Genomic DNA, 12783 nt, shown 5'->3' with positions numbered 1-12783 from the left:
CTTATAGCAAAACCCCCTCTTATCCAACTATTCTAGTAAAATATAGCATTTTTTCCTCATCCTATCTTATTGTACAAATGACCATTCAAAAAGGCTAGAGGACATAAGCATTATATAGATTAAAGTTTTGTTACAATTCCTAGGAAAGAAATATTATTAGGATAAATGAACCTCCTAGTTCCTATTTATTATAGTAGAAAAAATTTAGCAGTCGCTGAACTTAGTGAAAGGTTCCCTCTTATTCGAAGGAACCTTAATTATTAGAAATCTATTTACTATTTAGTAATACTGGTAGTTTCCCTTTCGCCTCTATCTCTCCAAAAATAACACGTAAGCTCGCTTTAATGTTAGGCACGTTGTCTCCGTAACTGGCGATACTCGTTTGAACACCTTCAAGAAACATAAACTCGTACGGATTCCCGAGGGACAGGTTCACATATCCTTTTCCTTGTTTATTTAATTCATTAAGGACGGTTTGAATTTTAGCCCATGGATGGTCAAAGAGATTGGTACGGAATTGATAGGTAGCTAGAATCGTGAAATCAGATTTTTCAATGATCTGCTTATTTTTTTGAAACTCTTCTATTGTCATAGCAGTGATTGAGATATTTTTGTTCATGTCAGAGAGCTGTTGTTTAATGACGTTAGCATGGTTAGCCTGTTCTGCTATGATTGTAATGTGATCGCCGTTGTTCAACTTATACGGCAGGTGTTGGCTATCATTTTTTATCAATGTAATCGCATGTTCGGATATCGTTTTTTCAATAGTACGGTGCTGTGCTGAGCCAACTACATGTTTTACGTTCTCAAGCTTTTCGTTAAGATTAGTTTGCTGATCAAACAGTCCATAGTTATGCTTTACTGTGAGAATTCTCTTTACTGATTGATCTAACTTCGATTCCGATATCTCTCCATTTTTTACCGCAGTACTCACCGCTTGAAACGCTTTTGCGACATCATTTGGCATGAGAATTATATCTACCCCTGCTGAAATTGCCATTTGTACAGCTTTCTCTTCACCAAAGTGCTCCGCGATCGCATTCATTGTAAAGGCATCTGAAATGACAATACCTTCATAACCCATTTCATTTCTTAATAGGCCAGTTATGATTTTTTCAGAAAGCGTTGCCGGTATAAAAATCGACGATCCATCTTTCTTGGAAGTAAATTTTGTCTTTTCAATCGTCGGAAATGCGATATGAGCCGTCATCAACATATCGAGACCATTCGTAATTGCCGCTGCAAACGGCTTTAGCTCTACTTCTTTTAATCGTTTTAAATCGTGATCTAAAACAGGCAGCCCAAGATGAGAGTCTACTGTTGTATCTCCGTGACCTGGAAAATGCTTCGCTGTTGCAATTACTTTTTCAGCTTTTAAGCCATTCATAAATTGGATGCCCATGTCTGAAACAAGCTGCGGATCTCCACCGAACGAACGGATACCAATTATCGGATTATCAGGGTTATTATTAATATCAAGGACAGGTGCAAAATTGACATTGATCCCTAAAGCGTGAAGCTCAGCTGCTGTCACCTTTCCAGCTTGATACGACAATTCGGGCTTTTGCGTTGCTCCCAGTGCCATATTTCCTGGAAGGTTCGTTCCGTTTGGAATGCGATGGATCACTCCACCCTCTTGATCTATTGAAATAAATAATGGAATATCACCCGTTTTTTGCTGCAGTTGGTGTGTGAATGTAGTTAACTGTTCAATACCGGTAATATTTTTATTAAAGAGAATTAAACCACCTAACTTGTAATCGGACAATGAGTTCGCGATTCCTTCATTCATTTCCACCGTATTTTTTCCGTTCCACATCCGAATGTCCGGCATGAGCATTTGCCCGATTTTTTCATTTATTGTCATGTAATCAAGAAGGCTGTCCCAATCTTCATTTTTTATGGCATTCGCCCGCTTATATTGAATCACCCTTGTTAAAAAAACAGCAAACTCCGCTCTTGTCACAGCTTGATTTGGTCGAAATGTTTTATCTGTGTATCCGCCAATAAGATTATTTGAAGCTAACAATTGGATAGGGTCTCTTGCCCAGTGCTTCTCAATATCAATTAAATCGCTCGAGTTCTTCCCTTTCGCAATATCATAGGCACGGGTTAAAATAGCCGTCGTTTCCGCTCGGCTGATTGGTGAGTTAGGACGAAACGTTCCATCCGAAAATCCACCGATTATTCCTTGTTCTGTTGCTACTGCAATTTCTTTATAAAAGAAATGACTCTTTGGAACATCTTGATAAGAAAGGTCCTTTCCAGCAACTGCATCAGGATACAATTCACGAACTAAGTATGTAACAGCCTGAGCCCTTGTAATTGTATCACTCGGACCAAATCTGCCATTCCCATACCCGGCAATCGTCCCACGGTCTGACAAATAATAAATACTATCCTTCGCCCACTGTGACCAGCGTAAATCTGTAAACTTCTCCTGCGAAGCAGTAACACTTCCAAGCGGACTAATAAGAAGCGCAACGAACAAAAACATTAGAACACTATATTTAAACCACTTCATATCAAACTACCTTTCTATTAAACTAAGTATTTATCCCATTGTATCACAGCAAAGTATAATAACCTTCTAAAAAAAGGAAAAAAGGCTACCGCAATTCAACCCGCGATAACCCATTAATATTAAACCAGTATGCTAAAACCCTGAAACGTGAGAAAGCTCCCACCGGAAAAATCATTCAAAAACCTCCCCGAAACCACCCACAAACAACTCTAAACTCTACACTCTAAACTCTAAACTAAAAATTACTGAATCGTCCTATGCATAAACACAGAAAACTCCGCTCTACTAATTGCTCTGTTTGGTCGGAAGGTATTATCCGGATACCCTACCGTAATGCCTGATGCCGCTAATTGCTGAATCGCATCATATGCCCAGTGCGTTTTTGCTAAATCAGTAAAGTTACGTGTACCTTCTCCTTGAAGGGTGTATGCACGCTGTAAAATAACAGCCAATTCGGCACGAGTTAATGATGCTTGTGGTTCAAAACGTCCTTTTCCTTTTCCATTAAGCAGCCCTTCATCAGCTGCTGCAGCAATCATCGGATATGACGATGAAGTTTTTGAAACATCAGTAAAACCTGGATCAGGACGATTATTTGTATTTAATCCTAATTCACGTACAAGCATTATCGCTGCCTGTTCACGAGTAATATTTTGATCTGGTCTAAATGTTCCATCATGGAAACCATTAATAATGCCATTGTCATTTAAATATTCAATTGAAGTTCGTGCCCAATGTTTTTCAGTTACATCTTTGTAGCGATTAACATGATAGGATGTGCTGTAAATCGCTTGCACCTGATCAAGATAAATCGCCCCTTTGCCTTGTTTCGCCGCATTCGGTTCAGCAATATAAATTCGGTCAAACGTTAATGGTCTTTCCAGTTCTGCAGGAATGTTGGCTCGAACATAGCGCCAGCCTGTCCAGTCCAATCCTCCATCCGCTGTAAAGTCAATCGTATGACGCTGACCTTTTGCATCATACACGTTTCCTCTTAACCAATGCTTGTTTCCATCTCCAAATACCCAAGCACCGATTTGCAACGGTTTTCCTTGAAGTACTACCGGTGTTCTTCTTGTTGCGTATGCAGCAGCCGTACCTGTTGATCCACTTGTAAAGTCATAGCTTAGTTTTAATGAATGCTTTCCTTCATAAACCGGTTCATACGTACCACTTTTGCTAATGCTTGCTGTTGCCCTGGCTGTTTCGGTACGCCACTTTGAGACATCATCCATTGTATCCAGTGTTCGAACGACATCATTCACTACAACAGGAGGCGTTGTATCAATGACTTGCAGTGTTGTCGATACTCGACGCTCACTCGTATCAGAAGGCTTATTAATCATCGTCGGAAAACCATAACCAGGAAGGCGTGCAACCATTGTTGTTGAGCCACCGCCATCTAAGTTAATCGCTCGGTCTGCGCCTAGGTTAATTAAATACTCAGCAAATTGACGTAAAGTCGCTCCATCACTGTAGCCGCTTTGACGTCCATCGATCGTCACTAAAAATACACGGCTTCCATCCTTATTTATCGCAACCGCAGTACGTGGTTCACGATTTTTTGCAAAGCTGCTGTTTTCATTCATGGAAATCGAGACTTTTCCGTCTCGTACTAATGTTGGTCCTGTTGCAATCATATAATCAGCATTCTGCCACGTTGCATCAATACTTGTTGAGATGCTGATGCTATCGCCTACGTTGACGTTTGCTAACTGATCAGCTAAAGCTCTTCCATTTGCAGAGATAACAAACCCATCTTGAGGAATAACTGAGTTTGCTCCTTCTCCTAATCTTGTAATCTCTGAGACTGTTCCGGTAATTGTATCACCAAAAGAGATTGATTTTGTATCTTTTGAAGCATTCGTGACAACAATTTCAGTTGCCCATTGGCTGGCATTTTGTCCAACCGTCGGCAAACGGTGGGACGGCGTAAAAATAACCAACTCGGTATCCTGACGATCCGTATTAATCGAATGCACAGGAATCGTCCGACCATTATGAGTGTAGGTTACTTTGGCATCAAACCTGTCAATGATTGGCTTGCCATTTTTCATTCCAAAGGCAAACGGTTGATTGATTGGTCCGTCATTCGTTGGAGAAAGAATGCCATAGTTGATAATTTCATTGTTTTGCATTACTAGATTAACAGGCATTTGTGTCGCAAAACTGAAAAACGAGGCATTCACAGCCCCAACGACATGATGTCCTTCACGATTATTCGCTAACGCTTGATTAGTTGTTGTTACTAATCGATTTAACGGTGGTACTGGCTCTAATTTTAATTTCGTATTCGGGTTATTCAAGTTCACATCAAGAACGTTCACAACTCTTTTTAACGAATCATTTGTATATTGCTCACTTATGTAATTTACACCATTTGAAATCTTAATTTGTTCATTCTTGCTCTTCGTCCCAAAGCTCGTTGATGCGCTTGCTTCACCTGCGAAGACACTTACGTTAAATACGGAAGCGACCAGAAACGTAATGAGCATTAACACCCCTGCTTTTCTTAGTTGCTCTCTTCTTTTTTTCAATGTTTATCCTCTCCCACTAGCAATTCAGTCTACCTATTACTCTATCAAAAAAATTGTCATATTTAAGTTAATTTTATATAACAATGTCGTTTGGCACAGATATTAATTATATCAAACTACGATACATAACAAATAGATAAAATAGTAGGAAATGTATTTAATAGTGAAAAGTTGAAAGTTAATAGTTGGGGATCTCGATTTTATCGAGATCTTGCAAGTAAAGCCGCGGAAGAACAGTAACTTTCAACTAATAATTATTAATTGTTAATTATTAATTATTAACTCCCTATTTACGCATAATGAAAGAATCCTAACGTTAATCTATCTAAGCATGGAAATTTGTCATATTTAGCTGATTTTCCTCTAATAACCTAATAAAATAGGTTTGTGTTCTTGTACTATAAGCTGTATTATCATACAGTGGGATGTTTATAATTTACGTCTGAAATAAAAGGAGATTTTACTATGGCAGCTAAGCGTGGACAAATCGATGAAATCTATCTTGTGCGCACACTTGCTATTCTAGGGGTCTTAATGGTCCACTCCACCTCTTCTGTTGTCGGAGAGCTAGATCACAGTTCATCGTATTGGTCGATGTATAACTTTTTAAATATATTTTTTAAATATGGAACACCAACATTTATCTTTTTAAGTAGTTTTGTCTTATTTTATAACTACTACAATCGTCCTTTAGACAAAAAGCTTGTTACTGGATTTTATAAAAAAAGACTGTTATATATTATCATTCCTTATCTATTGTTCTCGGTCTTTTATTACTGGCTTCGTGTTCATTATTACTATAGCCATTACACATTTGATTATATGATCTCAGACTTTACTGAGAAGCTATTAACCGGGAAAGCCTATACTCATCTGTACTTTGTATTTATTAGTATTCAGTTTTATCTTTTGTTTCCACTGTTACTTTGGATGTTCAAAAGATTCCCGGTACTCGCCAAAAATGCGATTTGGATTGGCTTTGCCTTGCAATGGGCCTTTGTTTTATATAATCATTACTATCTTGGGTACACGCAAACTGGAAGTCTGGCAATCTCTTATATGTCGTACTACTTTTTGGGGGCATTCATTGGGATTTATTACAATAGTATTGTAGGCTGGCTTAAAGTGCGTAAGGAAGAACTTTTTACAAAAAAAGCGCTATTCTGGTTTCCATTATGGATCACATGGATCGGCTCAGGCTCATACCATGTCTATCTTTGGTATATGGCCCGTTCAGCTGGGGTTTATGCAGATACGAAACTATTCTCTCTTCTATGGAATATCAGTACGTATACGTCAGCCATCGTATTATTACAGATCGCGTTCTGGATTTATGCGAAGTGGTCACCACGAATCATTAACATTATGATTCACCTGGGTGTGACTTCATTTGGTGTGTATCTGTTCCATCCACTCGTCCTATTCTATTACCGTCGAATGGAACCGATTAGTGATCCGATGCTTTATCATTTATGGGTCGTTGGCGGTTATGCGTCAGCCCTGTTTATTTCATGGATTGTCGTTGGTTTAACGATGAAATACTTTAAATATTCATGGGTGATCTTCGGCTCTGCACCGAAAAAGATCAATTACAAGCAAGCTGAACAGAAGTATGAGGAACCACCATTAAAATCACAAAGTATGTAATAACGAAACCCCAAGGCCTGATCACAGACCTTGGGGTTTTTGGTTGAAATTTCAACGCACTCTTTTAAAAGGACAGGAGAGCCTTTATTTCCAGGAATTCATACATTTTTATATAGTTAGCGGACAGGAGAGCCTCTATTTGACATAAATCGCTTAGAAAAGATAGGTCTTTATCCAAATAAGGTTGCTCATGTCCGCCAAAAACAAAATTTAACGATTTTACCTCCTTTAAGGGCTCTGGTGTCCGCCAAATTTACCGGTCCAGAATTCAACTCTGCAAACAGTTATTTATTCCAAAAATTATACTCCTTCATATCTCCAGTTAACGGCTCCAAGCTGTAGCCCTGTTTCTGCAAATAACCAATCACTTCAGGTAATGCTGAAACAGTCAGAGCACGGTCATGCATCAGGATCACCGGGGTCTCCCCGCGTGTCTCTATCTTATTGATTTGGGCAATTGTATGGTTTGAAATCGCTTTGGCACTTGAGAGCTTCCAATCCGTACTATCGACATTCCAATCCCACATCGTATAGCCAGCTTTGCTCATTGCGTCACGGTAAGGCGTCGTCATACTTGGCTTACTGCCGTATGGTACACGGATGAGTGTAGATGTAACTCCTGATACATTTGTTATTGTCTTTTGGCACGATGTCATTTCATTTACTGCTGATTGCGGTGATTTGTAAAATTTAGCTCGGTCGTGTGTCACACCATGACATCCTAAACCATGCCCATCTGTCACCATTCGTTTTACGACAGCCTGGTTCTTTTCCATATTATATTTCATCATAAAAAACGTAGCTTTGGCATCATACTTTTCTAGTACATCAAGAATTTTTGCCGTATGTTGGTTTGGACCATCATCAAATGTGAGGTAGGCTACTTTACTTGGCTTTTGGGGTTCTTTGACTAGAACATCCTTATACATTTCATACAGTTGCTCATTTGACAATTGTGCATTTCCATCAGTGATCCGGACAATCCGTCCCTGTGAATAATAGGTGATGTTATAACCGAATGTTTGGGCAATCGCCCGGCTTGGTACAAAGTAACGTCCTTCTTTTATAAACAGCTCAACAGCACTTTCCGTACCATCACTGGTTATGAGCTTGCTATTTTTGGTATCAAACGTAATATATGTACCTTCTTTTTGCAACACGATCTTTTCTCCTGCCTTGCTCAATGTAATACCTAACAAGTCAGAGAAAGACCGAAGAGGGATATACGTTGTTCCATCTTTGATAAATGCCTGTGGATCTGGTAATGTAATTAATTCGTCGTTAAAAACAATGTTAGACGGTGTTTCGGAGCCAGCAGCTTGTACAGGTGAGGAAAGAAGTAGGGCAAACAATAAACTAAAAAATAATAGCGAGAACTGCTTTTTCAATTGTAACTCCCCCTAAATGATCTAATTTTCCAGATTACAAATTATGTATATTCTAGTATTCTAGAAAAATATGTCAAACCCTTTTCCCACCAAAAAAATAACCGCACTATACTCTTATTGAGTATAATGCGGCTGTACTATTTGTTATTTAAAAGGTAAAAATAATAGGTTAATAGGTAAATTGCTCCCTGCTGAAGGAATGAATGTAATTGTTACTTCCTCCTCATTATTTCCCGTTCGGTACAGTGATACAACCTCTGATGGATTATTAATAATTCCAGTTGTAGGAGCGTTAACAACTTGGTTATTCACTAAAAACGCACCCGCATAATGCCCGCCACGAGGATTGATCACTATAGCTGTATTTGCAGCGACACGATTCAGCTTCAATTCATAAACAACGCCAAAATTTCCATTGTTTGTTTCTTCAAAGCCAGACATGACATCCCGGCCTTTTACATATGGATCAATCTTGCCATCTCCAATGACTAAACGACCATTCTCCATACCAACTAATTGATTTACAGTTAATGTTCGATTTCCTTTCGGGAATGTTCCACGGATATGCTTTCCATCACGTACGACGTTAATTCCACCTAAGTATGGGTATGTTGATTCTAATGTATTGATTTCATCTAAAACTACAATCTCAAAGTCTAGTTCGCTGCTAAAATGAAGATCTGCATACATCGTCAACACATTTCCTGTTTTAATTGGTTGTTTAAGTAATTCTTCAAGAATGACTTTCGTTTCTCCAGGACGAACAGTAATTGTTTCATTTAAAGCAGGTTTTGTTAATGCCGTTAAATACCTGGCTACAGAAGCTTTTCCTGCCTGCGACACATAGGTACTCGGTCCGCCAATGGCAATATGATCTTTTCGAATCGTCGCTGCTTCTCTTCCGTTATTCTTTACAAGCAAATGAATATTCACACGATTCGGTCGAGCATTTTCATGATGGAAGAAGAAGCGAACATTCCCTTGCACACGATCACGGTAATAAATTCCCTCTTGAATAAATTTCTCCGGGCTATTACTACGTATTAACGTAACATCCCTTTCTTCCATTGTATATGGAATGACTGGGTAGGAAAGAACTCCCTGTCGATCAACATTAAATTTGTCACCATATGGTGTATACATAGCATAAAATTGATCTTCTGTTCTCAAAACTTCATCTTCAATTGTAATTGTTTTTGTCACTTGACTAACTTGTCCTTGGCGGTTCTCCACTTCTAGCACAATCATATGATGGCCCGGACTGAAAAATGCTGGCATATTATTTGTCCATGTTCTACGAATAATTTCACTGTTTCCACCTTTACTAAGGTCCTCATATTGAACCAATTCACCAATTTTATAACTGTCTTTGTTCGTCATGAAATCAGCTTCTAATGGTTGAACAGGTGCTGTTGGTGGGGGTGGTGTTGTTACTTGTCCAGCCTTTTTCCATGTTAATTCAATTTTGTTTTCAGAAAGCTTGGCTGTTAATGGGATAGATAGACGGTTAGTAACTGTACGAAGAGGCACCATCAATGTCCCTTTTTCAATATAAGGAGCACCACTTCCAAGCTCTAACACTTGCCCATTATGACTAAAAGCCTTAGAATTTGCCTTGAATCGCAATTCGTTTTCGGAATTTTTCATGATGTACTCATTGGTACTTTGATCAAATAAGACTTGATATTGTAGCCGCTCAGCCAAAGAGCGCATCGCTACATATGTAACCCCATTTCTCACTACATGTGGTGATTTTGACAAATGCATTGTATTATCTTGATAAAATTGTCTTGTATTCAACAATATAATAATTTTATCAGCATTTGCATTATTCGCTTGAATGATTGTTGCTAATGGACTTATGACAAGGAGCATGATACATGTTAAGACGAATATTCTAAGCTTCAAAAGACCGCACCTCTACTTTAATTTTTTTACATATCTATTTAATTTTACTAGATAAATAGAAAGTTAACAATAAAGAAGACCTAGGAAATTGGATTTAATTGGATGATATTCCTAAATTTAATATCGCAAAAAAAGAGTTACCGCAAATTATACGGTAACTCTTCGAATTGAAAATCTATTATTTTACGTCTACTTTTACAGTTCTAACTGCTTTGGCATTTGTTTCGCCATCTGCGATTAATCGTAATGTTACAGAGCCTTGATCGCCAGCTGTAAATCCAGTAACTTCGTCAGTTTCAGCATCAACATCCTTAACTAGGACAATTTTACCTTCAACTTCTGCAAAGTGAGCATTAGCAAAGTGATTTGAAAGAACATCAATTGTACCTAAGAAAATGTTATTGCCATTTTCCACATTAAGATACACTTCAACATCTCCATCTTTTACTTCATATGCTACTGTACCTTCACCAGAAAGAACAATTGAATCAATTAGATCTTTTTCAAGGTTTAATGTACCAGTTGAAGTTAATTCAATACCTGATTTAAATGATGCACTTACGATAAATGGAGTTGTATCAACAACGTTAATCTCTGCAGAGTAACGGACGATTGAACCTTCTTTAATTTGAAGTGTTGCTTTCCCTTCACCTTTTGCTGTCACTGCTACTTTGTTATCAGCAGCTGCTACTGTAAATACGTTCGTATTAGTTGAAGTTACAGTATATTTGTTTGATGGGAAGCTGTGTGCACCGATTTTTAATCCTTGTGCGTTATACTCATTTAAAACTAGTTGTACAGCTGCATCGTCATTTAATGGATTTAAATCCAAGTTAAGATCATCAGAAGCTGATACTAATTCGATTTTACGAGTCGCTACAGTTGTGTCAGCATCAACTGTTACAGCGATCGTTCCAAGCACATCACCGTTATTGTTCTTCACTTCTAAAGTTCCTGTTCCTTCGTTTGTAGCGTGTGCTTTAACTGCTACAAGGGCTTTACCCTTTGCATCAGTAGCTGGTTCGTTCTCAATTGTTAAGATTGCTTTTTTATCGTTATTTTCTACTGCGGCAATTTGAACACCAAAGTTCTTAACAGCATCACCAAATTGGTCAGTTACTGCTAATTCAAAGTTATCTTCAACTCCAACTACTAAACCAATTGCATTTTTACTTACTGTTGCATTAGTTGCTGTACGTGAATCAGCAGATACTGTAACTGTTACATTTTTCGTTACATCTCCAGCTTTAATAGTGAATGTTACATTTCCAGCAGCGACTGGAGTAATCACTCCATTATTATCAATTAGTGCAACATCAGTATTTGAAGAAGAAAATTCTAAGTTTGCATTTGAACCGTTAAGTGGTGCTTCTTTTCCGTCTTTATATTCAACTACGATATTACCTAAACTTACATTTGTATCTGCTAACGTAATTACTCCACTGTTACTTTCAACATTATTATTAAAGAATAAAGAGTAATCATTAATTGATGTAATTGTTGCAGCAAATTCCTCTACTGAAACTGTTACAACGTCAGATTCTACAACTACATCGTCTTTCGTAATAACTACTTTATAATCAAACTTTTGTCCATCAGTTAACGCGTCTGCATCTAACTCACCAGTTGCAGCGTCAACTAGTACAGCTTCATTTGTTACTTGGAATTCAACTTCATATCCAGCTTCTTTTAAATCTTCTAAGTTAGCTGCTTTGTTTTCTCCGTTAATACCAAACTGAAGGTATTGTCCTTCTGATTCAGAATCAACAACTGATGTTAAGCCCTTTACAGATTTCACTTCAAATTTTAATTGTGAAGCTACATTTTCTTGAATTTGTGCATCACGGTATAAGAAAGTTGCGAATTGCGCACGAGTTACTGTATCGCCTGCACGGTAAGTTCCATCTTCAAAACCAGTTGTTAAACCAGCTTGGTATACTGCTTTGATTGCATTTTCATAAGGGTGACCAGCAATGTCTTTCAATGGTACATTTACTGATGGATCAACTGTTAAGTTAAGAGCACGAGTTAATAATACTGCCATTTCACCACGTGTTAATTTGTCAGCCGGTGCAAACTTAGTTGATGATTTACCAGCGATAACACCTAATTCTACAGCTTTTGCTACTGCATTGTGATAGTATTTGCCAGCTTCTACATCAGTGAAGTTTGTTGCTGATACATTTTCAACATCCCATAATAAAGCACGTGAGAAAAGAACTGCAGCATCACGGCGAAGTAATTCTTGGTTTGTACCAAAGTTTCCGTTCCCTACACCTTGAATGAAACCAGCTTCAGCCATTTTATTAACTGCTTCAGCATAATAGCTTCCTGCAACAACGTCGTTAAAGCTTACTGCTGCTGCATCTGCACTTGTTGGTGCTACTGCTGCTGCTCCTGTTGCTACCATTGCTGTTGCGACTGTAGTTGCTAAAAATTTACGATAAGACTTTGGTTGATAAGACATTAATGAAATCCCCCTTGGTTTGTTTAAATATAATAGTAAGATAGTCACAAATTAGGCTATCATTTATAGATTAATATAGTTGATTGCTAGCGTTTTTTTGTTGCACTAGCAACTCACAAGTAATACTTTACTGCATATTCACGTTGTTATCCATGGACAGTTATTGGAAATGTTCTGGTATAGTTTTCATCCATTTGTACTATTTAGTTCTACTGGCACTATAAGAGGTTTATAATTACAGGTACTTAACTCCTATGTCGTTTTTATCCAAAATTTAAAGAGAACTTTTCCAGTAATGCTAAGAACTATATG

At 38.0% G+C, this 12783-nt stretch carries 6 protein-coding genes; 1 reads left to right on the top strand and 5 read right to left on the bottom strand.

Translation table 11 applies throughout. The features are described 5' to 3' along the window. Positions 1 to 268 precede the first annotated feature (268 nt). Both ACJ2A9_RS13560 and ACJ2A9_RS13555 read right to left on the bottom strand, forming a co-directional pair. The gene (locus ACJ2A9_RS13560; protein WP_441422209.1) at positions 269 to 2524 is read right to left on the bottom strand and encodes a glycoside hydrolase family 3 N-terminal domain-containing protein; all 2256 of its coding nucleotides are present in this window, start codon (positions 2522 to 2524) and stop codon (positions 269 to 271) included. A gap of 242 nt (positions 2525 to 2766) precedes the next feature. Further along, positions 2767 to 5061 (bottom strand): S-layer homology domain-containing protein, encoded by a 2295-nt coding sequence (locus tag ACJ2A9_RS13555; protein ID WP_441422208.1) that lies wholly within the window; start codon positions 5059 to 5061, stop codon positions 2767 to 2769. A 465-nt stretch (positions 5062 to 5526) separates the two neighbouring features. Between ACJ2A9_RS13555 and ACJ2A9_RS13550 the strand changes: the two genes are divergently transcribed. Then, positions 5527 to 6708 (top strand): acyltransferase, encoded by a 1182-nt coding sequence (locus ACJ2A9_RS13550; RefSeq protein ID WP_441422207.1) that lies wholly within the window; start codon positions 5527 to 5529, stop codon positions 6706 to 6708. Positions 6709 to 6992: 284 nt separating this feature from the next. Here the strand turns inward: ACJ2A9_RS13550 and ACJ2A9_RS13545 are convergent, their stop codons facing one another. From ACJ2A9_RS13545 to ACJ2A9_RS13535, 3 genes are all read right to left on the bottom strand, one after another. Beyond that, entirely contained in the window at positions 6993 to 8096 is a 1104-nt protein-coding gene (locus tag ACJ2A9_RS13545; RefSeq protein ID WP_441422206.1) for a polysaccharide deacetylase family protein, read from the bottom strand. Between the two features lie 144 nt (positions 8097 to 8240). Then, complete coding sequence (locus ACJ2A9_RS13540; protein WP_441422205.1) at positions 8241 to 10004, bottom strand: stalk domain-containing protein; 1764 nt, start codon at positions 10002 to 10004, stop codon at positions 8241 to 8243. 178 nt (positions 10005 to 10182) lie between these two features. After that, positions 10183 to 12471, bottom strand: coding sequence for an S-layer homology domain-containing protein (locus tag ACJ2A9_RS13535; protein ID WP_441422204.1), 2289 nt, complete (start codon positions 12469 to 12471; stop codon positions 10183 to 10185). Positions 12472 to 12783 lie beyond the last annotated feature (312 nt).

Origin of the sequence: Anaerobacillus sp. MEB173, from assembly GCF_052119505.1 — a bacterium.
GTDB lineage: Bacteria > Bacillota > Bacilli > Bacillales > JBJMAU01 > JBJMAU01.
The sequence above is the reverse complement of the archived record's forward strand: the minus strand, read 5'-3'. Positions and strand labels throughout refer to the sequence as shown.